We start from the raw sequence: 19,278 nt of genomic DNA, 5'->3' as shown, positions 1-19,278 counted from the left end.
AGACGGTGCAGGTGTCGGCGTACCCGGACAAGTACGCGCAGTGGGAGAGCCAGGCCGCTGACCTGGTCGCCGAGCAGTGGAACAGCTGACCCACGACATGACGGCACGGGCCCCTCGCCAACGCGCTACGCGTTGACGAGGGGCCCGTCCTCACGCGCCGTGGCATCCGGCGGACGGGGGGCATCGGGTCCCTGCCCGGGTACGACCGACGCGGCTCGCAGCTCGTCGACACGGACCAGCGCCACGCCCGCGACGATCAGTGCCCCGCCGAGCAACTGGACGGCTCTCGGCAGTTCGGCGAGGAACAGCCAGGCGACCAGCACCGCGAACAGCACCTCGGTCAGTCCGACGAACGACGCGAGCCGAGCGCCCAGCCGCCGGGTCGCGGCGATGCCGGTCACGTACGAGACGACCGCGGCGACCAGCGACAGGCCGAGCACCGGGACCATCCAACTGGTCCGCTGACCAGCGAAGGTCACGGTGTCGAAGGCGACCCGCAGCGGCAGCGCACCCACCAGGCCGAGCCCCAGCAGGGTGAGGGCGGCGACCGCCATGCCGCCGCTGGCCAGTGCCACCGGGGGCACCCCGGCATCGGCCCGGCCGGCGAGCACGAAGTAACCGGCGAGCCCGACTGCCGCGCCCAGGCCCCACAGGACACCCACCGGGTCCATCCGCTCGGCGCCGGTCAGGTCGAGCACGAAAACCAACCCGAGTATGGCGGTGGCCGCCCCGATCACCGTGAGTCGGCGCGGCCGGTGCCCGTGTCGGGCCCACATCCAGAGCACCACGAGGATGACGCCCAGGTATTCGAGCAGCAGCGCGATGCCGACGGGCAGGTACCGGACCGCGTTGAAGAAGCACGCCTGCGCGGTGGCGACACCGAGCAGACCGAACAGCCCGATCATGCTTAGGCTGCCGCGTAGTGACGCCCACCGGCCGCGCACCGCGAGGATGGCCGGAACCGCCAGCACCAACGCGGCCACTCCGACCCGTGCGATCACCACAGCCTCGGCGGACCAGCCGACCTCCAGCAGGGACCTGGCGAAGGTTCCGGAGGTGGCGAAGGTGAATGCGGAGACGACGGCCAGAACGAAGCCGACCTGGGCGGATTGGCGTGGGCGCATGGGACAGCCTCCGGCTTGGAACGTGGTGGCGCCCGGCGACACCACCGAGGAGTAATAAGCAAAGCCTCGGTATGGTTATGACCGTAGGCCGACCCACCGACAGGAGTCAAGGTGCTTTTTGCTCATGACACCGAGTGCGCCCTGGTCGCGGCGGCCGCATTGGTAAACACCCTGCCGCGCCGCGACGGAGACGGGCTGCCCGACCTCGCCGCGCTGCACCGGTTCGTCGAAACTCACCGGTACACGGGCCGGCACGAGCGCACCGAAGCCGAGCTACGAGAGGTCCGGGCCGTCCGGCCACGGCTGCGGACGATCTGGCGGTCGGACGAGGACGGGGCCGTGGAGATCGTGAACGGACTGCTTCGCGAGGCGCACGCCATGCCGCAACTCATCAAGCACGACGACGAGCCGTACCACCTGCACGCCGTTCCCCGCGACGCGCCACTCGCGGTACGGATCAAGGTGGAGGCGGCGATGGCGTTCGTGGATCTCATCCGCGCCGGGGAACTCGGCCGGCTGCGCTTCTGCGACTACCCGGACTGCGACAACGTGCTCGTCGACCTGTCGAAGAACCGCTCCAAGCGGTTCTGCGACGCCGGGTGTGGCAACCGCGCGGCGGTCGCCGCCTATCGCGCTCGCCAGGCCACCAAACGATCCTGACCCCGCGACCTTCGGTCAGCCGGCCGCCGCGCGGCGGGCCCGGGCACGCCGCTTGCCCTCGTGCATCGCCTGCACCCGGGCCATCGGGATGCTCCGCCCCTCCTCGATCAGGTCCACGGGCAGCGGCAGGGGGTCCGGCATCGCCTCGGTCCACGGATCGGTGTCGGCCAGCAGGCCGGGTGCCGTCCGTACGGTGAAGTCGGCCGGGACCACCCGGTCCAGGTCATCCCACGCCACCGGGAACGAGACCGGAACGCCTGGGCGGAGCCGTGGACTGTACGCCGCCACCACCGTCGCGCCGCCCGCCCGGGTGGAGTCGAGGAACACCCTGCCACCCCGATCCTCGCGGATGAACGCGGTGGTCGCGAGGTCCGGATCGAGCCGCTCGGCGCGGGCGGCGAGGGCCCGGGTCGCGGCCGCCACCTCCTCGATGGTCGCCTCCCCGCCCACCGGGACGAACACGTGCACACCCTTCGCCCCGCTGGTCTTCACCACCCCCGCCAAGCCGGCGTCGGCCAGCGCCGAGCGGACCAGATGGGCGGCGCGGGCGGCCTGCCGGAACGCGTCGACCGACACCGCGGACCCGGGTGCGGCCGCTGCCGGATCCTCGACTTCCGGCGGGTCCAGGTCCAGGATCATGTGGGTGGGGTGCTCCCACCTGTCGGCCAGAGCAAGCGCGGGGTGGTACTCCACCGCCCGCTGGTTGGCGAACCAGAGCAGCGTCCGGCGGTCGTTGCACAGCGCGTACGACACCTCGCGCCGGGACGCCTCTGCCCACACCGCGGCCCGGGGCACCCAGTCCGGGGTGTACTTGGGCAGGTTCTTCTGCATGAACGGGTCCTGACCGCGCAGCACCCGGATCACCGAGAGCGGCCGGTCCCGCAACTGCGGGACGATCCGGTCCCGAACGGCGTCCAGGTAGTCGACCAGGTCGCGTTTCGTCGCGTCCGCGCCCTCGAACAGCGCCTGGTCGAGATTGGTCAGGGAAACCCCGTCCCGCTCCTCGCTGCCGGTCATCCGCCCACTCCACTCGCCCGGTCGGTCCGCCGCTGATCCGATCACCTTCCCCGGTCCACGGGCAGAGGTCAACGACACCCGAGCCGCTCGTCGTACGCCATGACGGAAACCGACCGGCCCGGTTAGCGGGTCAAGGACATGAGCGGGTCCCTCCCGCTCAGCGGAGCGTAGCCAGGGTGCTGGACAGGTGAGCCTGCGACGCCCGGTAGATGCCCGGTCCGAAGCTCACCCGGGCGACTCCGGTTTCGGCGAGTTCGGCGAGCGTCAACCCGTCGGGTCGGTACAGCACGTTTACCGGCCCGCCGATCTCCCGTACCAGTTCCACCAGCGTCGTCCGGTCGAGCGCAGCTCCGCCGACGGCGATCGGATAGGCGCAGTCCGCGCCGGCGGCCAGGTAGGCCCGCCCGCGCCGGACCGCCTCCGCCCGCAGGGTGGTCGGTTCCGCGCCGCCCCGCAGGTAGACATCGGTCCGGGCGTTCAGCACAAGTTCCACGCCGGCACGTTGGGCCGCCGACCGGACCGCCGCGAGGAAGTCGGCCTGCGCCGAGGGTTCCCGCAGTTCGCCGGTACGCGGGTCGGTGTCCTCCAGGTTGCAGCCGACCGCCCCGGTGGCCACCAGCCGCTCGACCAACTCGACGGGGGCCAGCCCGTACCCGCTCTCCAGATCTACGGTGACCGGGACGGAGACCACCCGGACGATCCGGGCCACCGCATCCATGACCTCATCCACCGGGGCGTGTTCACCATCGGCGTAGCCGAGCGATTCGGCCATGGCGGCGCTGCTGGTGGCCACGACCGGGAAGCCGGCCGCTTCGACGGCCCGCGCCGATCCGGCGTCCCAGGCGTTGGGGAGCACCACCGGGGCACCGGGTCGGTGCAGGGCGCGCAGCGCCGTCGCCCGGTCCGCGCCGACCGAGTCCGACGCCACCGGCCGCGGCGTTGCCTGACCCGACGCCGGGGGCGTCCCGCGTTCCGTCATGACAAGGCCCACGGCCGGGCGGTCGCGCCGAGCCGGTTCCACGCGTTGATCACAGTGATCGTCCAGATCAGCTCGGCGAGTTCGGTCTCGTCGAACTCGGCTGCCGCGGCGGCGTACACCTCGTCGGTGACCGGGCCGTCGGTGAGCCGGGTGGCCGCCTCGGTGAGCGCGAGGGCGGCCCGCTCCCGGGCGGTGAAGAACGGCGCTTCCCGCCACACCGGCAACGCGTAGAGCCGACGCTCGGTCTCCCCGCCGTCGCGGGCGTCCCTGCTGTGCATGTCCACGCAGTACGCGCAGCCGTTGAGCTGCGAGGCGCGGGCGCGGACGAGTTCCAGCAACGGCGCCTCCAGGCGAGTCTGCCGGGAGGCGGCGTCGAGCGCGTTCATGGCCTTGTCGATGTGCGGGGCGAGGGTGTCCACGGCGAGCCGGGGCGCGGGCCCGGCGACGGTCTGCGTCGTCATACCGGGAACGGTAGGTGACAGGCGGCCCTACGGTAAGGTCCAACTTTGTGCCGATGGATTGGGCCAATTTCGGCATCGACCTGCATGTGGAGCTGGACCGGAGCGCCGGCCGGCGGGCCGGCCTGGAACGGGCGCTGCGGGAGGCGATCCGGGACGGCCGGCTCGCTACCGACGCGCGGCTGCCGGCCAGCCGCACCCTGGCCGCGCAGCTCGGACTCTCCCGGGGGACGGTCAGCGCCGCGTACGACCAGTTGATCGCGGAGGGCTACCTCACCGCTGTGCCCGGCTCGGCGACCCGGGTGGCGAGGCTGACCGGTGTCACGCCGTTGTCGGCCGAGCCGGGCGCCACGGCGCCGCCAGACGGGGCGTTCCGCTACGACCTGCGACCGGGCAGCCCCGACGTCACGAGCTTTCCCACCGACGCCTGGCTGCGGGCCACCCGGCGGGCGCTGGCCGCCGCGCCCGCCACCGCCTACGGCTACGGCGACCCGCGGGGGACGGTCGAGCTGCGCACCGCCCTCGCGGGCTACCTGGGCCGCGCCCGGGGGGTGCTCGCCACCCCGGGACGGATCCTGGTCACCAGTGGCTCGGTGCAGGCGCTCGCGCTACTCGCCGAGGTGCTCCGGGACGAGGCCGGCCAGCACACCGCGATCGCGATGGAGAACCCCGGGCTGGCCTTCCACCGGGAGGTGGTCCTCCGGCGCGGAGTACCGGTGTTGCCGCTGCCGGTCGACGGGTGTGGCGCCCGGACCGACCTGCTGTCGACCGCCGGGTACGCCGGAGTCCGGGCGGTGCTTGTCACCCCGGCGCATCAGTACCCCACCGGAGTCACCCTGCATCCGGACCGGCGGCACGCCCTGGCCGACTGGGCGCGCGCCACCGGTGGCCTGGTGATCGAGGACGACTACGACGGGGAGTTCCGGTACGACCGCCAGCCGGTGGGTGCCGTGCAGCAACTGGCCCCGGAGCACACGGTCTATCTCGGCACGGCCGCGAAGACGCTGGCGCCGGGGCTCCGGCTGGCCTGGATGGTGCCGCCGGAACGGCTGGTCGAACCGCTGGCCGAGGCGAAACGGCACGCTGACGCGCAGACCGAGGTGATCGGCCAACTGACTCTCGCCGACCTGATCGGCAGCCACGGGTACGACCGGCACGTGCGGGCCTGCCGGCTGCGCTACCGGAGGCGGCGCGACCTGCTTGTCGATCGGCTCGGCCCGCCGCTGCCCGGGCGGCCGGCGCCGCGCGGGGTGGCCGCCGGCCTGCACGCACTGATCGACCTGCCACCGTCCGGCCGGTCCGAGGCGACGGTGCTCGCCGCCGCCGCCCGGCAGGGGCTTGCCCTCGCCGGTCTGACCAGCCACTGGCACCCGGCCGGGGGTGACGGGCCGGTCCGGCAACCGCCGGGGATCATCGTGGGGTACGGGACGCCGGGAACACACCGCTACCCGGCGGCGGTGGACACCCTGGTCCGGGTGCTGCGCTCGGCCTGATCAGGACCCCGGATCGGTGGGCCACCCGCCCAGGTCGGTCCCGCCTTGTCGGTCCAGCCCCACCGGGCCCAGCCCCGCCGGGCCCAGCCCCGCCCGGTCGGCCCCCGCCCGGTCGGCCCCCGCCCGGTCAGCGCGCCGTCGCGTCGGCCGCCCGGAGCAGGTCGGTGGCGACGAAGTGGGGCAGGGTCAACGCCTCCCCCGGCGGATCGGCGGTCAGCAGGTGGGTGCCGCCCAGTTGGTCGGGCTGCCACCCGTGCCTGAGCCCGTACTCGATGACGGTCCGGACGTCGGCCGCCTCCGGAAAGCATCCGTCCGTCGCGCACGGATCCCCCCACGGTCCCGGCGGCGCCTCGGACAGGAGATCGACCTGGAGCGCCCGGCCGTTCCTGCCGGCTCCCCAGACGCGCAGTCGTACGCACCGATGGCAGAGCCCGTCCGGGCCGACCACGTGACCGACGCGGGCGGACCAGATGTACGCCCGGCCGTCGACGTGCAGCCTCCGCAGTCTCGATCGCATGCCGCCATCGTCCCCCGACCGGGGGCGGCGCCGTCGCGATTTCTCCGCCACGCACCGTTCGGCGCCGGTGCCGGCGCTGCCCAAGACCCGCTCCGGCACGATCCTGCGCCGGACTATCCGGACCCTGGTCGAGGTCCGCGACGAACCGGTGCCGCCGACCATCGAGAACCCCGACGCGCTGGCCGCCTTCCGGCGGTGCAGGGACTCAGGCCGCCGTCTCCCGGCGGTGCGCGGCCTTTCGGCCGTCGAGCGGCTCAGGCAGCCGTTTCGATGACGTAGGTGACCACGGCGACCGTGGCGGCCGGCCGGTCACCCGGCGGCAGGCACTCGTCGTAGGTCACCTTCACCGACCCGGCGGCAAGCGTCCACCGGTATGTGTCGGCGCAGCCCTCGCGCAGGTGGTCCCCCGCCTCGCGGCCCAGCCGTGGATCGCTCAGCAACGCGGTGAGCCGGCTCCGTTCGGTGGCCGTCAGCCAGCCGGTGGACCGGGCACCGGAGCCGTCCCGGGCCCACTGTCCGTTCGGCTCCACGACGACCGTCTCGGCGAGCCCGGCGAAGCCGCCGGACCGGGTCACCTCGATCCGGACGCCGGCTGGAACGGCACGGCTGCCGGACGGTTTCGGGGCGGGGCTGGCCTGGCTCGGCGGGGTGGCCGGCGTGCCGGGGAGCCGCGTCGCCGGAACGGATGCCGTGGGTGTGGCCGAACCGTCGGTCGCCACCTGGCCGGACGGGTTCGGGGTGGGGGCAGATGACTCCGGATCAGCCGATGCGCAACCGACCAACAGGAGGAGCATCAGCGCGGCGGGAAGCGTCGTTTGCCTCATAAGACTCGGACGCGGGCCGGACCTGCCTGGTTCCGGCGACGGCTGACGGTCGACATGTCGGGGGCGTGCGTCCAAGTTCACCTGGATGTCACATCGAAGCATAGACATTCGTCCAATTCCCTTCCCCCGATCATATAGCTATATCTACATGGGTGACTACCGTCACACCACCCCCCAGGAGGGCAGAGTGAACAGAACCCTCGCCGCAGCCGGCGCCGCGCTACTCACCAGCGTGGCCCTGGTAAGCGTCTCCCCCACCGTCGCGGCGGCACCCCCGCCCGCCGCCGCACCGCCCACCGCCGAGCCGACCGCCGTCGCCAGGGCGGCCGACGTACTCCGCACGAATCGCGGCGCCACCCAGGCCGCGGACGGTGAGGCGTACACCGTACACAGCACCAAGATCGACGCCAGTGGCGCCGCGCACGTGCGCTACACCCGGACCTACCACGGCCTTCCGGTGTACGGCGGCGACTTCGTCGTCCACCTCGCGCCGGGCGGCGGGTACGCGGGCGCCTCGGTCGGCCTCACCCGACCCGTGTCGGTGGGGACCACACCAAAGGTGAACGCCGCCGCCGCGACGAAGGCGGCCCGGGCCGAGTTCTCCGGAAAGATCACCAAGGTGGACGCCCCCCGACTGTTCGTCGACGCCAGTTCCGGCGTGGGCAAACTGGCCTGGGACACCCTCGTGCACGGTTGGGCCCCCGACGGCCAGACGCCGTCCCGCCTGCACGTCTACACCGACGCCGGGACCGGCGCGGTGCTCGGCTCCGACGACGAGATCGAGGCGGTCGCCGGCACCGGCAACAGCATCTACTCCGGCACGGTGACGATCGACACCACCCAGAGCGGGTCCACCTACTCCATGGTCGACCCGGTGCGCGGCAACGGGTCCACCTGCGACATGAACAACGGCACGTCCAGCTGCACGACGTTCACCGACGCCGACAACGTGTGGGGCAACGGGAGCCAGTCCAACCGGCAGTCGGCCGGTGTCGACGCGCACTTCGGCGCGGCGAAGACCTACGACTACTTCAAGAACGTGCACGGCCGCAACGGCATCTTCGGTGACGGTCGCGGCGTGGCCAGCCGGGTGCACTACGGCAACAACTACGTGAACGCGTTCTGGGACGGCTCCCGGATGACGTACGGCGACGGGTCCGGCAACGCCCGGCCGCTAGTCGCGCTCGACGTCGCCGGCCACGAGATGGCCCACGGCGTCACCGAGAACGTCGTACCCGGCGGGCTCACCTACTCCGGCGAATCCGGTGGACTCAACGAGGCGACAAGCGACATCTTCGGCTCGATGGTCGAGTTCTACGCCAACACCTCGGCCGACCCGGGCGACTACCAGATCGGTGAAAAGATCGACATCAGGGGCAACGGCACCCCGTTGCGCTACATGTACAACCCGTCGCTGGACGGCAGCTCCGACTCCTGCTGGTCCACCAGCACCCGGAACAAGGACGTCCACTACTCCTCCGGCGTAGCCAACCACTTCTACTTCAACCTCGCCGAGGGCACCGGGGCAACGCCGTACGGCACCTCCCCGGTCTGCGGCTCCGCCCCGGCCGTCACCGGGATCGGCCGGGCCAAGGCCGAGAAGATCTGGTGGCGGGCGCTCGACGTGTACTTCACGTCCAACACGGCGTACGTCAACACCAGCAACCCGGCGAACACCGCGCGGGCCTACACCCTGCGGGCCGCCACCGACCTGTACGGCAGCTGCAGCACCGAGTACAAGACCGTGCAGGCCGCGTGGACCGCGGTGAACGTCGCGGGCAACGACGCGCCATGCTCCACCGGCAACGACTTCTCCGTGGCGGTCTCGCCGACCGCCGGCTCCACCGCACCGGGTGGGTCCGTCTCCGCCACCGTCTCCACCGCCGTCACCAGCGGCTCGGCGCAGACGGTGACGTTCTCCGCCAGCGGGTTGCCGGCCGGGGCCACCGCCTCGTTCAACCCGCCGTCGGTGACCGCCGGTGGTTCCTCCACGATGACCATCGCCACCTCGGGTTCGACCCCGCCGGGGACGTACCCCGTCACCATCACCGGCACCGGCCCGTCGGCCACCCGCAGCGCCAGCTACACGCTCACGGTGACCGGCGCCGGTGGCTGCTCCAGCCCCGGCCAGAAGCTCGGCAACCCCGGCTTCGAGAGCGGCACCTCGCCGTGGACCGGGAACACCGGTGCGATCGGTTCGTACAGCGGCCAGACCCCACACTCGGGCACCCGCTTCGCCTGGCTGAACGGGTACGGCTACAGCAGCACCGAGTACATCCAGCAGCAGGTGAGCCTGCCGGCTGGTTGCTCGGCGTACCAGTTCAGCTTCTGGCTGCACATCGACACGGCCGAGACCACCTCCTCCGTTGCGTACGACACGCTGCGGGTCCAGGTGCTCAACTCGTCAGGTTCGGTGCTGGCCACCCTGGCGACGTACTCCAACCTCAACGCGGCGAGCGGCTACAGCCAGAAGTCGTTCTCCCTGTCGGCGTACGCGGGACAGACGATCAGGGTGAGGTTCCTCGGGACTGAGGACTGGTCGTTGCAGACCTCGTTCGTGATCGACGACACCGCCATCAACGTCTCCTGACGCGCGGCTACTAAGGGCACCGAAGCGCCCCTTATTGGTGCATAGCGCTAGTAAGGGGCGCTTCGCTGCTCGACCCGGCCGACCCGGCCCGGGTGCTCGCCCGGACCAAGGAACCGCTGATGGTGCCGGAGACCCCCGACCAAACCACCGGGGTGGTGGCGAACGTGGTGTTCCCGACCGCCATCGAGGAGATCGACGGAACGCGGTACGTGTTCTACGGGATGGCGGACGCGAAGATCGGCGTCGCCCGGCTGGATCGGACCACCGAGGGCCGGGAGGACGAACGATGAGCGTACGCTGCGGCGCCCGTCGGGCGGCGCCGCGCCGGAGATCAAGTCACTTGACACGCGCGACCGTATCGCTGGCGCGTGTCCTCGTCCCGACTCGACTCGACCAGAGCGCAGGCGGGCAGGGTGAGGCTGCGGCGAGTCAGCTTCACCGACAGGTCACGGTCGTAGATGGCCTCCTCGGGCGACGGTTTCGGATTCCCCCGAGAGGTCACCCGCAGGCGCGTTGAGCGTTCGTGGCCGACCGCGCGGAGATTGACCGCGAAGATGTTCTCGTCCCAGTACTGGCACAGCGCGATCCCCTGAGCGCCGGCGGTGTCCGGCGGCACCTGCTGCGGGTCGCCGATGCAACGGAGTTGGGCGGCTCTGCGGCGCGCCGACTCCGTTGTCTCGGACTTCACCGCGATGCGGACCTCCATGGAGAATCGCCGGTCGGCGGACCGGTGCCGGAAGGTGCAACTCGCCTCGTCGTCGGACGCGCTGATCTCGTCGTCCGTTACCGACCACGAGCCGCCCGGGTCGGCCGACAGCACCGCACCAAACGCCTCGCAGTCGGCCACCGGTGGCGGGCTGGGAGGCGGTGGGTCGGGCGCGAACACGCCACTGCGTACCACCGCGAGCGCCCCCACGGCCAGCACCACGACGGCGAGACCGGCCCAGAGCACGATCCGTCGGACCCGCCCGCCCTCCTGGGCCCCGGACGGCGTCGTCTCCCCCACCATCGACGTTCCTCCCCAAGCTCGTTCGCCACCGGAGCGCAGCGTCGGATCATCAGCAGAAGCGGTGCGACGGGCGTTCACGGACGTCGCGTTAGCTGGCCGCGTCCTCGACCGCGCGCAATACCCGCGTCATGTTGCCGTGCGCCAGCTTGGCCAGCTCGACCGCCGACCACCCGCGTTCACGGAGCGCCGCGAACAGGCGCGGGTAGCCGGACACGTCGGCCAGCCCGTCCGGCATGCTGTCGGCGCCGTCGTAGTCACCACCGATGCCGACGTGGTCCACCCCGGCCACCTCGCGGACGTGCTCGACGTGCCGGACCACGTGGTCGATGGTGCACACCGGCGCCGGATCGGTCGCCAGGAACCCCGCACGCCAGTCACCCTCCCGCTCGTCCGGGGTCAGCGTGGCCCGGTGCCGCTCCCGGCGGTCCCGCCACGCCTGCCGGCCGGGGGTGACGAACTCGGGCACGAAGGTGACCATGCAGACGCCACCGTTGCCCCGGATCGCGGCGAGCACGTCGTCCGGCACGTTCCGGGGTACGTCGCAGAGCGCCCGCGCGCTCGAATGGCTGAACATCACCGGGGCGCGGGTCGCCGCCAGGGCCGCCCGCATGGTCCGTTCGTGCACGTGGGACAGGTCCACGATCATCCCGATCCGGTTCATCTCCCGGACGACCTCGACCCCGAACGGGGACAACCCGCCGACAGCGGGGATGTCCGTCGCCGAGTCGGCCCACAGGGTGTTGTCGTTGTGCGTCAGCGTCAGATAGCGCACGCCCAGCGCGTACAGGCCGCGCAGCACCCCCAGCGAGGAGCCGATCGAGTGGCCGCCCTCGGCACCGAGCAGCGACGCGATCCGGCCGGCGGACATCGCCCCGGTCGCCTCGTCGGCCGTCGTGGCCAGAGCCAGGTCGTTCGGGTAGCGGTCGACCAGGCGCCGCACCCCGTCGATCTGCTCCAGCGTGGCCACCACGGCCGCCGGTTCGGCGAGCGAGGACGGCACGAAGACCGACCAGAACTGGGCGCCGACCCCGCCGGCCCGCAGCCGGGGCAGGTCGGTGCGGACCGATGGGCAGTGCCGTCCCACATCCAGCTTGTCGAGGTCGTAACCGGCCTGGTCGCGCAGTTCCCAGACCAGATCGTTGTGCCCGTCCCAGACGGTCGGCTGTGTCGACTCTTCCACGGTCATCGATCGAGGCTAGCCGGCTCCGCCGTCGGCCGCAGCGAGCAGCGCCCGTGCCGCGGCCGCCGAACTCGGCTCGCCGTGACTGTCCACGTACCAGTCGAAGCGGCCGGACCGCTTCTCGTCCAGCAGCGTCCGGAGCAGCCCCACGTCGTACCCGTCGTCCGGCCCTCGCAGGTGCAGCGGAGGCGGATAGAAACAGTCACCGAGCAGCAGGACGCCGGAATCAGGCACCGCGACCACCGTCGAATCCTCGGCGTGCCCACCGCCGACGTGCCGCACCTCGATCCCGCCCGGCAGGGACAGCGTGTCCACGAACTCGGTGTGCGGTGGCAGCACCACGAAGTCCCGCCATGACTCCATGGCCCGCCTCCGCGCCTCGAAGCTCGGTCCGAGCCGGGGATTAGCGGCCACCTGCTCCCGTAGGTAATCGTGGCTCCAGGGCCGACGCGCCTCGTCGGCCAGGATCCGCGCACCGGCGACGTGACCGATGATCTCCACATCCGGCCAGGCGCAGGCGCCCCAGACGTGGTCCCAGTGGTGGTGGGTATAGACCAACCGGCGGGGGTCCGGCAGCCCGGCGTCGGCGATGGCCGCCATCACCCGGCGGGCCGCCGCCGGCCCGTTGCCCGAGTCGACAAGTACGCTGCCCGCGTCGTCGGCGATGATGGCGACGCTGCCCTGGACGTTGGCCGGGTCCTCGTCGTGCGGGTAGAGCCACACCCGTCCGGCCAGATGAGTCAGTGGTCGACGCACCTCAGCAACCTACCGGAGGCTCGATGGCCAGGATGACCGCGACGACGTCCGACGGCCGGCTGCTGGTCGCGGTGGCCGGTCCGGTAGCCACCGTCACCATCCACAACCCGACCCGGCGCAACGCGATGACCAGTGCGATGTGGCGGGACCTGCCGGTGCTGCTGGACGGGCTGGCGACCGATTCCCGGGTACGGGTGCTGGTGCTGACCGGCGCCGGGGACGCGTTCAGCGCCGGTGCCGACCTGGCCGACCTCGACGCCATGCTGGTAGCCGGGGACGGCGGCCTCGCCGTCGCCGCGGAGGAGCGGCTGGCCAGCTTCGGCAAGCCGACAATCGCCCGGATCGTCGGGGCCTGCGTGGGCGGGGGCTGCCAGTTGGCCGTCGCCTGTGACCTGCGAATCGCCGCGGACGACGCCCGGTTCGGCGTGCCACCGGCCCGACTCGGCCTGGTCTATCCGGCCGGTGCCACCCGGCGCCTGGTCGACCTGGTCGGCCCGTCCGCCGCCAAGTACCTGCTGTTCACGGCGGATCTCGTGGACGCGCCGCGGGCCGCCGCGATGCGCCTGGTCGACCGGGTGCTGCCGGCGGAGGCGCTGGACGCCGAGGTGGCCGCGCTGACGGCCGGCATCGCGGACCGCTCCCGGTTGAGCGTCATGGCGGCGAAGGAGATCGTCGACATGGCCATCGCCGGGCGGACCGACCCCGACCGGGTGGCGGCCTGGCATCGGCTGTCCCTCGACTCCGGGGAAGCCGCCGAGGGGGTCCGGGCGTTCGCGGAACGGCGTACCCCGGAGTTCGGCTGGGCTCCCCCGGCGACGCCCGCCGCCGACCAGACGCCCGCCGCCGGTCAGACGCCCGCCGCCGGTCAGACGCCGGCCGGGTAGGTTTCCATCTCCCCCGGCGCGGCACGGGCGACCAGCGGATGCAGCGCGGTGGTCTGGTCGCACCAGATGAATGCGTCGTACCGCTGCGCCACCCGGGTCGGCACGTAGTTGCCCCACTGCTCGAACGACGGGTCGTAGACCACCCCGATCGCCCGGTGGTCGACCGGCTCGGTGAGCCAGTCCGGCTCGTCGTCGGGATGCCCGAAGATCACTAACGCCCGCTCCGGCAACTGCTCGTGCCAGCGCCGCTCCAGCGACCCCGGCCGGGCCGGCGGCACCGTCATCACCTCGGCGGGGGCGCCCCAGCGCGACGCCGCGACGGCGTTTCCCTGGTAGCTGCCGAAGCCGACCAGGACCACGTCGTCGGCACCGTGCCGGTCCCGCGCCAGTTGGCCGATGTTCACCATGCCGGACCGCGCCATGTCGGTTGCCCGCGCGTCACCCACGTGGGTGTTGTGCGCCCAGACCACGGCGCGGGCCGCCGGACCGTACCGGTCGAGCAGCCGGTCCAGGGTGTCCGCCATGTGTGTGTCCCGGACATTCCAGGACTCCGGGCCGCCGCCGACCATCGTCCGGTAGTAGCGCTCGGCCCCCGCCACCACCTCGGCGTTCTGCCAGGCGGTGAAGGCGGCCGCGCCGTCCGTGGCGGCCCCCTCCCGCAGCCGGGTGAGCAGGCGGACCACCTCGTCCTCGCAGCGCGCCGAGACGAACCGACTGGCCGCGCCGTACTCCTCGATCTGCTTGCCGTACGGCTCGAAGCACTGGTACGCGTCGGTGGCGGCGGCCCGGGCCGGCGGATCGTCCTCGCCGATGTAGGAAACGATGGCCTGCATCGACTCCCACAGGCTGTAGACGTCGAGCCCGTGGAAGCCGGCGCGGTCGGCCGCGGGCCGCTCCACGTTCCAGGCCCGCAGCCAGCGGCAGAACCGGGCGACCTCGGCGTTGGCCCACATCCAGGTCGGCCACCGGACAAACCGGCCCAGGGCGGCCTGCGGGTCGGCGTCACCACCCGGCGCGCCGACGACCGACGCGTGCACCCGGTCGCAGTCCGGCCAGTCGCCCTCCACGGCGACGAAGGAGAAGCCGTGCTCGGCGATCAACCGGCGGGTGAACTGCTCCCGCAGCCGGTAGTAGTCGTACGTGCCGTGGCTCGCCTCGCCGAGCATCACCACCCGCGCCCGGCCGATGCGCTCCAGCAACGGATCGAAGTCGCGCGGATCCCCGAGCCGGTGTGCCTCCATGAGCGTCGGGCTACCCCTCGTGCCATGTGACAAACCCGGGCCGGTTTGGGCGTGTCGCAGGTGTGCCGGCGGGACCGATGGGTACAACTCGGCACATGGCGGTCAACGTCCTGCAGTTGCAGGAGTATCTCGAAGGACTCGACTTTCCCGTATCGAAGGAGGACATGGTCCGGCGGGCTCAGGAGAACGGCGCCGGCACGGCTGTGCTGCAGTTGCTCCGGTCGCTGCCGGCCGACCAGTTCGCCAGCGCCCAGGAGGTGGGTGAGTCGCTCAGCGAGCTGGCCTGACGGCCGTCATGCCAGCTCGCCACCGCTGGCGCTGGCGGTCAGACCAGCTCGTGAGCACTGACGCTGGTGCTGCCCGCCAACGCTGGCGGTCAGGCCAACAGGCGGTGCAGCGCCAACCACTGTTCCGGCCACACCGATCCGACGGGCGTGTCATGCTCCAGCCGTACGGCCCGGAAGGCCGCGTCCAACCGGCCCCGGGGATGGTGTCGCCGCAGGGTGGCGTGCAACGAACCGCCGGTCCCCGTGAAACCGGTCGTCACGAGCCGGTGGTAGGCCGGAAGCTGCCGCGCCGGTAGCAACGGCACCGCGCGCCGGTCGAGCCGCAGGATCCCGGCGTCCACGCCGGGCACCGGGCGGAACGCCGTCCGGGGCACCCGACCGGAGAGCCGCCAGTGCACGATCGGCCAGGTGAGCACGGTCAGCCGGCTCCACCGGCCGAAGTCACCGGTGCGCTTGCGGGCGTACTCCCACTGGACCAGCAGCGTCGCGGACGTCAGCCGCGGCGCGGCCAGGCACCAGTCCACCACCCGGGCGGTGAGCGCCCACGGGATGTTGCCCACGACCGCGAACGGCTCGGCCGGCGGCACGGCGGCGAGGAAGTCCTCGGCCCGGCATTCGACGTGGTCCAGGTCCGCGCAGGCCGCCGCGAGCCGCTCGGCCAGCACCTGGTCGATCTCGTACGCGATGAGCCGCCGACAACCGGCGGCGAGCGCCCGGGTCAGGTCACCCCGCCCGGCACCCACCTCAAGAATCAGGTCGTCCGGTCCCAGTCGGGCCGCCTTCACCACGCGGCGCAGCGCGCCCGGGTCGGCGAGAAAGTTCTGCGAGAGGACCCGCCGGGAACGGTCGCGTTCGGTTCGCCGGGCCGGTCGGGACGCCGGTTCTGGACCAGCAGCCGGCATTCGGGGAGGATGCTGATCCACTCGCGGCGGCTGTCGATTCGGGCGCGGGGTCTGCTTGTGGGATCGGGAATTCTGGTGCGGTCGGCGCAAAGCCACGGCCGTGTCCTGTTCTGCCACCGATGGCGGCGATGAGGACAGGCCACGAGCCACCCCACCCCTTTCTCCCACCCACCCCTCCCCTTCTCCCACCCACCCCTTTCCCCGTCGATCTAGGGAAGATGGTTGCTAGTCGATCTCCAAACGCGACCATCTGCCCTAGATCGACGAGTTGGGAGGGGGAGGGAGGGAGGGGAAGGGGGAGGAGGGAGGGTGGGGATGGGTGGGCGCGACGGAAGGTGTGCGCGCTCGGGGCCTGTCCGAGGAATCTGGACTCGGTAGGCCCTGGCGTCAACGCGGACGCGGATACGCGAAGAGAACCCTCGCGGGGTGACGAATCGCGAGGTGGAGACTCAGACGGCGGACGCGTCCTGGCGCGAGGCCAGGGCGGTACGCCGGCTCCACGGGCGGGGGCCGCGCTGCGGACCCCGGGCGGCCGGCGCACCGACCGTCCGGATCAGGGCATGCGTGCACATGGAGGCCAGGCTAACGCGACCGGCGCCGGCCGCCAAAGCGTTTATCGGCGCCGGTCGCGACTGTCTTGTCACAGTTCGACGGTGCGAGCCTCGGTACGGGCGGTCTCGGCCGCCGCCAGCACGGCCACCACGTCCCGGCCGAACCGCACGTCACAGCCGTGGTCCCGGGCGCCGGAGTCGACCTGGGCGAGCAACTGGTCGATCGCCCGGCCGAAGGCGTCCACGGCCGTGCCGTCGCCGTGCGGCACCTCGTCGGTGCCGTTCTCGCCGTAGAGGACCGCTTCCCGGGCCATGGCGGCGGCCGGCGCGTCCAGGGTCAACGACACCGTGCTCGTGGCGCCCGACGAATGTGCCAGCAACAGGTCCACCAGGCCACGCGGCCCGTCCATGGCGGCCACCCGGGTAACCGGTCCGAGCACCGGGACGAGCAATGAGAGGGCGTGCGGCCCGATGTCCCACAGCGCCCCGTGCTCGTGCCGCCAGTGCGACTCGCCGTACGGGTTGCCCGGCTGGTAGATCGACGCGTGCATGGTGACCCGGGCACCGCACCAGCCGCCGAGCGCGGCCGCGGTGGCCAGGTGCGCGGAGACGTTGCCGTGGAACCGGTTCGTGAAGAACACCACCGAGGCGACCCCGGCCTGCTCGGTCGCCGCGAGCACCCGGTCGGCGTCGGCCAGCCGCAGCGCCACCGGCTTGTCCAGCAGCAGGTGCCGCCCGGCGGTCGCGGCCCTGGTCGCGATGTCGGCCTGGATGTCCGGCGGCAGCGCCACGGCCACCGCGTCCACGGCCTCGATCAGTTCGTCGACCTCGGTGAACGCGGGTACGCCGAACCGAGCGCCCAACGCGCCGGCCTTGTCCGCGTTCCGTCCCCACACCCCGGCGAGCCGCGTACCGGAATGTGCCGCGATCGCGGCGGCGTGCGTCTCGGCGGCCCACTGCCCGGTCCCGAATACTCCAACGTTGAGCAAGAAAGGGCCCCTTCTTATCGCTTCGGTTGGGAAGGTCCCTTGGTAACACACCGCGGGCGTCACCGCCGGACACGCCACCGCCGCCCGGCGCGCCGCCGATCCGCCACCAGCACGTCCTGCACCTGCTGCGCCTCGACGGCGGCGGCCGCGGCCTCCGCCACCAACGCGTTGGCGGCCACCTCGGCGACCCGGGCCACCTCGGCGGTCCGGTGGAGTTCGGCCGCCGCCCGCTCGTACGCCCGACGCGCCGCCGACCGCTCGCGTTGCAGCCGGTCAGCGGCCCACTCCCGCTCCTCCTGTGCCGGATCCCAGTCGCCGGTCAGCCGCCAGACCTCCCGCAGCTCCCGCACCGAGATGTCCCCCCGCCGGTACGCGGAAAGCGCCGCCCGGGACACCTCGCGCTCCCGTTCGGGGTCCTCGGGCACGCCGTCGATCACCGGCTTCTCGGTGTTCCGGCCGTCAAGCACCTCCTGGAAGGCTCGCTCGTACGCCTGCTCGGCGCGCTCCTGCGCGTCCCACGCCTCGTCTCTCGCCCGCTGCGCCGCGGCGAGCCGCTCGGCGGCCTCGACGGAGTTCGCGGCGGCCCGGCGGGCGTCGTCATGCATCCGGGCGGCGTGCGCGGTCAGCTCGGCCGCCTCGGCGTGCGCCGACTCGGGGTCGGGTCCGTCGTCGTCGCGTGGCCGGTCGGCCAGCACGGCCAGCCCGACCAGGGCCAGCGCCACGCCTCCGCCGACCAACAACAACGTCCAGATACCCGCTGCGCCCACGCTGGAGATCCTTTCCACCGAGCACCCGGTGAAAACAGCTAATCGATGATAGAAGCTGATGGATGGGCATGGCCATGCCAGTGGAGGGGCACGCCGAAGCCGCCGCCACGACCGGACCGGTGTGGCCGGTCGAGGCAGCTCCAACGCGCTCAGTACGCTGTTCCGGTGACCGATCTCGAGCCGGGGTGCGTCCCGTGACCGGCGCGGCCGAGGCGACCCCGGTGACCGGGGCGGTCGCGACCGTCCCGATCGTCCTTTCCCTCGTCGTCGCCGCCTGGGCACTTGTCGCAACGGTGCGCGACCGACCGCCGGATCGCGGGCAGCTCGTCGGCGTCGCAGTGGTCGAGGCGGCCCTGCTGGTGCTGGCCGTGGTCGCCGTCGTCGACCTCGTCGGCGGTGGCCGGCCCGGGGAGCCGGGGGTGTTCGCCGGCTACCTGGTGACGCTTGTCTGCCTGCCGCCGCTGGCCTATGTGCTCGCCCGGATGGAACCCACCCGGTGGGGTTCCGGGATCGTCACGGTGGTGTGCCTGGTGATCCCGGTGGTGGTGGTGCGGTTGCAGCAGACCTGGCAGGCCGTGGGTGGCTGAGTCGCGGGGCGGGATCCGGGCGCGGCCGGGAGGTGACACTCCGGCGCGCGGGATCGGCCGCGGACCGGGACGGCTGTTGATCGCCGTCTACCTGCTCTTCGCGATCGCCGCCAGCGCGCGGGCCGGCTACCAGCTCGTCGCGAAGTTCGGCGAGGCGCCGGTGGCCTACCTGCTCTCCGCGCTGGCGGCGGCCATCTACATCGTCGCCACCGTCGGGCTGGCCCGGGGCGGACGCGGTGGACGCCGGACCGCGACCCTCTGCTGCACGGTGGAGCTGCTGGGGGTGCTCGCCGTGGGCACCATCAGCCTGCTCGACCCGGCGCTGTTCCCGGACGACACCGTCTGGTCCGGCTTCGGCCGGGGGTACGGCTACGTGCCGCTGGTGTTGCCCGTGCTCGGCCTGCTGTGGCTGCGCCGCACCCGGCCACGCCCCGGCCCGGCCAGCGACTGATCCGCGCGGACG

Annotated in this window: 23 protein-coding genes; 9 read left to right on the top strand and 14 right to left on the bottom strand. The window is 72.4% G+C overall.

Annotated elements, in window-relative coordinates; translation table 11 throughout:
• Positions 1 to 125: 125 nt before the first annotated feature.
• A complete protein-coding gene (locus ACFQUZ_RS30380; RefSeq protein WP_377448385.1) occupies positions 126 to 1,124 on the bottom strand; it encodes a DMT family transporter in 999 nt (332 codons plus the stop codon).
• Positions 1,125 to 1,235: 111 nt separating this feature from the next.
• Here ACFQUZ_RS30380 and ACFQUZ_RS30375 point away from each other — a divergent pair, with 111 nt between their 5' ends.
• On the top strand, positions 1,236 to 1,784 hold the full coding sequence (locus tag ACFQUZ_RS30375) for a CGNR zinc finger domain-containing protein (protein WP_377448383.1): 549 nt from the start codon (positions 1,236 to 1,238) through the stop codon (positions 1,782 to 1,784).
• 15 nt (positions 1,785 to 1,799) lie between these two features.
• Here the strand turns inward: ACFQUZ_RS30375 and ACFQUZ_RS30370 are convergent, their stop codons facing one another.
• The 3 genes from ACFQUZ_RS30370 to ACFQUZ_RS30360 all read right to left on the bottom strand — a co-directional run bounded on the left by ACFQUZ_RS30370 (position 1,800) and on the right by ACFQUZ_RS30360 (position 4,241).
• Positions 1,800 to 2,801 carry a DNA polymerase domain-containing protein gene (locus ACFQUZ_RS30370; protein ID WP_377448381.1) on the bottom strand — a complete coding sequence of 334 codons (1,002 nt, stop codon included), beginning with the start codon at positions 2,799 to 2,801 and terminating at the stop codon, positions 1,800 to 1,802.
• Positions 2,802 to 2,958: 157 nt separating this feature from the next.
• Positions 2,959 to 3,729 (bottom strand): isocitrate lyase/phosphoenolpyruvate mutase family protein, encoded by a 771-nt coding sequence (locus ACFQUZ_RS30365; RefSeq protein WP_377448379.1) that lies wholly within the window; start codon positions 3,727 to 3,729, stop codon positions 2,959 to 2,961.
• Positions 3,730 to 3,776: 47 nt separating this feature from the next.
• Complete coding sequence (locus ACFQUZ_RS30360; protein ID WP_377448377.1) at positions 3,777 to 4,241, bottom strand: carboxymuconolactone decarboxylase family protein; 465 nt, start codon at positions 4,239 to 4,241, stop codon at positions 3,777 to 3,779.
• Between the two features lie 53 nt (positions 4,242 to 4,294).
• Here ACFQUZ_RS30360 and ACFQUZ_RS30355 point away from each other — a divergent pair, with 53 nt between their 5' ends.
• The gene (locus ACFQUZ_RS30355; RefSeq protein ID WP_377448375.1) at positions 4,295 to 5,731 is read left to right on the top strand and encodes a PLP-dependent aminotransferase family protein; all 1,437 of its coding nucleotides are present in this window, start codon (positions 4,295 to 4,297) and stop codon (positions 5,729 to 5,731) included.
• 127 nt (positions 5,732 to 5,858) lie between these two features.
• Here the strand turns inward: ACFQUZ_RS30355 and ACFQUZ_RS30350 are convergent, their stop codons facing one another.
• Complete coding sequence (locus ACFQUZ_RS30350; protein WP_377448373.1) at positions 5,859 to 6,248, bottom strand: integrase; 390 nt, start codon at positions 6,246 to 6,248, stop codon at positions 5,859 to 5,861.
• A gap of 67 nt (positions 6,249 to 6,315) precedes the next feature.
• Between ACFQUZ_RS30350 and ACFQUZ_RS30345 the strand changes: the two genes are divergently transcribed.
• The gene (locus ACFQUZ_RS30345) at positions 6,316 to 6,522 is read left to right on the top strand and encodes a hypothetical protein (RefSeq protein WP_377448371.1); all 207 of its coding nucleotides are present in this window, start codon (positions 6,316 to 6,318) and stop codon (positions 6,520 to 6,522) included.
• Here ACFQUZ_RS30345 and ACFQUZ_RS30340 read toward each other — a convergent pair.
• The gene (locus tag ACFQUZ_RS30340; RefSeq protein WP_377448370.1) at positions 6,503 to 7,042 is read right to left on the bottom strand and encodes a hypothetical protein; all 540 of its coding nucleotides are present in this window, start codon (positions 7,040 to 7,042) and stop codon (positions 6,503 to 6,505) included. The two genes, ACFQUZ_RS30345 and ACFQUZ_RS30340, sit on opposite strands and share 20 nt — an antisense overlap.
• 217 nt (positions 7,043 to 7,259) lie before the next feature.
• On the opposite strand from ACFQUZ_RS30340, the gene ACFQUZ_RS30335 reads away from it, so the two are divergent.
• The gene (locus tag ACFQUZ_RS30335) at positions 7,260 to 9,662 is read left to right on the top strand and encodes a M4 family metallopeptidase (protein ID WP_377448368.1); all 2,403 of its coding nucleotides are present in this window, start codon (positions 7,260 to 7,262) and stop codon (positions 9,660 to 9,662) included.
• Positions 9,663 to 9,703: 41 nt separating this feature from the next.
• Positions 9,704 to 9,952, top strand: a complete 249-nt coding sequence (locus ACFQUZ_RS30330; RefSeq protein ID WP_377448391.1) for a hypothetical protein — start codon at positions 9,704 to 9,706, stop codon at positions 9,950 to 9,952.
• A 41-nt stretch (positions 9,953 to 9,993) separates the two neighbouring features.
• Here ACFQUZ_RS30330 and ACFQUZ_RS30325 read toward each other — a convergent pair whose 3' ends face one another.
• The 3 genes from ACFQUZ_RS30325 to ACFQUZ_RS30315 all read right to left on the bottom strand — a co-directional run bounded on the left by ACFQUZ_RS30325 (position 9,994) and on the right by ACFQUZ_RS30315 (position 12,607).
• The gene (locus ACFQUZ_RS30325) at positions 9,994 to 10,671 is read right to left on the bottom strand and encodes a hypothetical protein (protein ID WP_377448366.1); all 678 of its coding nucleotides are present in this window, start codon (positions 10,669 to 10,671) and stop codon (positions 9,994 to 9,996) included.
• A gap of 88 nt (positions 10,672 to 10,759) precedes the next feature.
• Positions 10,760 to 11,857, bottom strand: a complete 1,098-nt coding sequence (locus ACFQUZ_RS30320) for a dipeptidase (protein ID WP_377448364.1) — start codon at positions 11,855 to 11,857, stop codon at positions 10,760 to 10,762.
• Between the two features lie 9 nt (positions 11,858 to 11,866).
• Positions 11,867 to 12,607 (bottom strand): MBL fold metallo-hydrolase, encoded by a 741-nt coding sequence (locus ACFQUZ_RS30315; RefSeq protein ID WP_377448362.1) that lies wholly within the window; start codon positions 12,605 to 12,607, stop codon positions 11,867 to 11,869.
• Positions 12,608 to 12,639: 32 nt separating this feature from the next.
• Between ACFQUZ_RS30315 and ACFQUZ_RS30310 the strand changes: the two genes are divergently transcribed.
• Positions 12,640 to 13,491, top strand: coding sequence for an enoyl-CoA hydratase/isomerase family protein (locus ACFQUZ_RS30310; RefSeq protein ID WP_377448389.1), 852 nt, complete (start codon positions 12,640 to 12,642; stop codon positions 13,489 to 13,491).
• Here ACFQUZ_RS30310 and ACFQUZ_RS30305 read toward each other — a convergent pair.
• On the bottom strand, positions 13,473 to 14,732 hold the full coding sequence (locus ACFQUZ_RS30305; protein ID WP_377448360.1) for an erythromycin esterase family protein: 1,260 nt from the start codon (positions 14,730 to 14,732) through the stop codon (positions 13,473 to 13,475). The two genes, ACFQUZ_RS30310 and ACFQUZ_RS30305, sit on opposite strands and share 19 nt — an antisense overlap.
• Before the next feature lie 95 nt (positions 14,733 to 14,827).
• Between ACFQUZ_RS30305 and ACFQUZ_RS30300 the strand changes: the two genes are divergently transcribed.
• Positions 14,828 to 15,019: a DUF2795 domain-containing protein gene (locus ACFQUZ_RS30300; protein WP_377448358.1), complete on the top strand. Its 192-nt coding sequence runs from the start codon at positions 14,828 to 14,830 to the stop codon at positions 15,017 to 15,019.
• Positions 15,020 to 15,108: 89 nt separating this feature from the next.
• Here the strand turns inward: ACFQUZ_RS30300 and erm are convergent, their stop codons facing one another.
• From erm to ACFQUZ_RS30280, 4 genes are all read right to left on the bottom strand, one after another.
• On the bottom strand, positions 15,109 to 15,921 hold the full coding sequence (gene erm / locus ACFQUZ_RS30295; protein ID WP_377448356.1) for an ErmE/ErmH/ErmO/ErmR family 23S rRNA (adenine(2058)-N(6))-methyltransferase: 813 nt from the start codon (positions 15,919 to 15,921) through the stop codon (positions 15,109 to 15,111).
• A gap of 449 nt (positions 15,922 to 16,370) precedes the next feature.
• Positions 16,371 to 16,493, bottom strand: a complete 123-nt coding sequence (locus ACFQUZ_RS30290) for a hypothetical protein (protein ID WP_377448354.1) — start codon at positions 16,491 to 16,493, stop codon at positions 16,371 to 16,373.
• A 68-nt stretch (positions 16,494 to 16,561) separates the two neighbouring features.
• Positions 16,562 to 17,461 carry a Gfo/Idh/MocA family protein gene (locus ACFQUZ_RS30285; protein ID WP_377448352.1) on the bottom strand — a complete coding sequence of 300 codons (900 nt, stop codon included), beginning with the start codon at positions 17,459 to 17,461 and terminating at the stop codon, positions 16,562 to 16,564.
• Positions 17,462 to 17,520: 59 nt separating this feature from the next.
• Positions 17,521 to 18,228 (bottom strand): hypothetical protein, encoded by a 708-nt coding sequence (locus tag ACFQUZ_RS30280; protein ID WP_377448350.1) that lies wholly within the window; start codon positions 18,226 to 18,228, stop codon positions 17,521 to 17,523.
• A gap of 194 nt (positions 18,229 to 18,422) precedes the next feature.
• On the opposite strand from ACFQUZ_RS30280, the gene ACFQUZ_RS30275 reads away from it, so the two are divergent.
• Positions 18,423 to 18,815: a hypothetical protein gene (locus ACFQUZ_RS30275; protein ID WP_377448348.1), complete on the top strand. Its 393-nt coding sequence runs from the start codon at positions 18,423 to 18,425 to the stop codon at positions 18,813 to 18,815.
• A gap of 13 nt (positions 18,816 to 18,828) precedes the next feature.
• Positions 18,829 to 19,266 carry a hypothetical protein gene (locus ACFQUZ_RS30270; protein WP_377448387.1) on the top strand — a complete coding sequence of 146 codons (438 nt, stop codon included), beginning with the start codon at positions 18,829 to 18,831 and terminating at the stop codon, positions 19,264 to 19,266.
• The last annotated feature ends 12 nt before the right edge of the window (positions 19,267 to 19,278 follow it).

This window comes from Plantactinospora sp. GCM10030261 (assembly GCF_042666615.1).
Taxonomy (GTDB): domain Bacteria; phylum Actinomycetota; class Actinomycetes; order Mycobacteriales; family Micromonosporaceae; genus KBS50.
The sequence above is the reverse complement of the archived record's forward strand: the minus strand, read 5'-3'. Positions and strand labels throughout refer to the sequence as shown.

Coding starts and splice junctions, on each gene's coding strand:
- ACFQUZ_RS30380 (WP_377448385.1), bottom strand. CDS start 1,124: ATGCGCCCACGCCAATCCGCCCAGGTCGGCTTCGTTCTGGCCGTCGTC.
- ACFQUZ_RS30370 (WP_377448381.1), bottom strand. CDS start 2,801: ATGACCGGCAGCGAGGAGCGGGACGGGGTTTCCCTGACCAATCTCGAC.
- ACFQUZ_RS30360 (WP_377448377.1), bottom strand. CDS start 4,241: ATGACGACGCAGACCGTCGCCGGGCCCGCGCCCCGGCTCGCCGTGGAC.
- ACFQUZ_RS30355 (WP_377448375.1), top strand. CDS start 4,295: ATGGATTGGGCCAATTTCGGCATCGACCTGCATGTGGAGCTGGACCGG.
- ACFQUZ_RS30350 (WP_377448373.1), bottom strand. CDS start 6,248: ATGCGATCGAGACTGCGGAGGCTGCACGTCGACGGCCGGGCGTACATC.
- ACFQUZ_RS30340 (WP_377448370.1), bottom strand. CDS start 7,042: ATGCTCCTCCTGTTGGTCGGTTGCGCATCGGCTGATCCGGAGTCATCT.
- ACFQUZ_RS30325 (WP_377448366.1), bottom strand. CDS start 10,671: ATGGTGGGGGAGACGACGCCGTCCGGGGCCCAGGAGGGCGGGCGGGTC.
- ACFQUZ_RS30320 (WP_377448364.1), bottom strand. CDS start 11,857: ATGACCGTGGAAGAGTCGACACAGCCGACCGTCTGGGACGGGCACAAC.
- ACFQUZ_RS30310 (WP_377448389.1), top strand. CDS start 12,640: ATGACCGCGACGACGTCCGACGGCCGGCTGCTGGTCGCGGTGGCCGGT.
- ACFQUZ_RS30305 (WP_377448360.1), bottom strand. CDS start 14,732: ATGGAGGCACACCGGCTCGGGGATCCGCGCGACTTCGATCCGTTGCTG.
- ACFQUZ_RS30300 (WP_377448358.1), top strand. CDS start 14,828: ATGGCGGTCAACGTCCTGCAGTTGCAGGAGTATCTCGAAGGACTCGAC.
- erm (WP_377448356.1), bottom strand. CDS start 15,921: ATGCCGGCTGCTGGTCCAGAACCGGCGTCCCGACCGGCCCGGCGAACC.
- ACFQUZ_RS30290 (WP_377448354.1), bottom strand. CDS start 16,493: ATGTGCACGCATGCCCTGATCCGGACGGTCGGTGCGCCGGCCGCCCGG.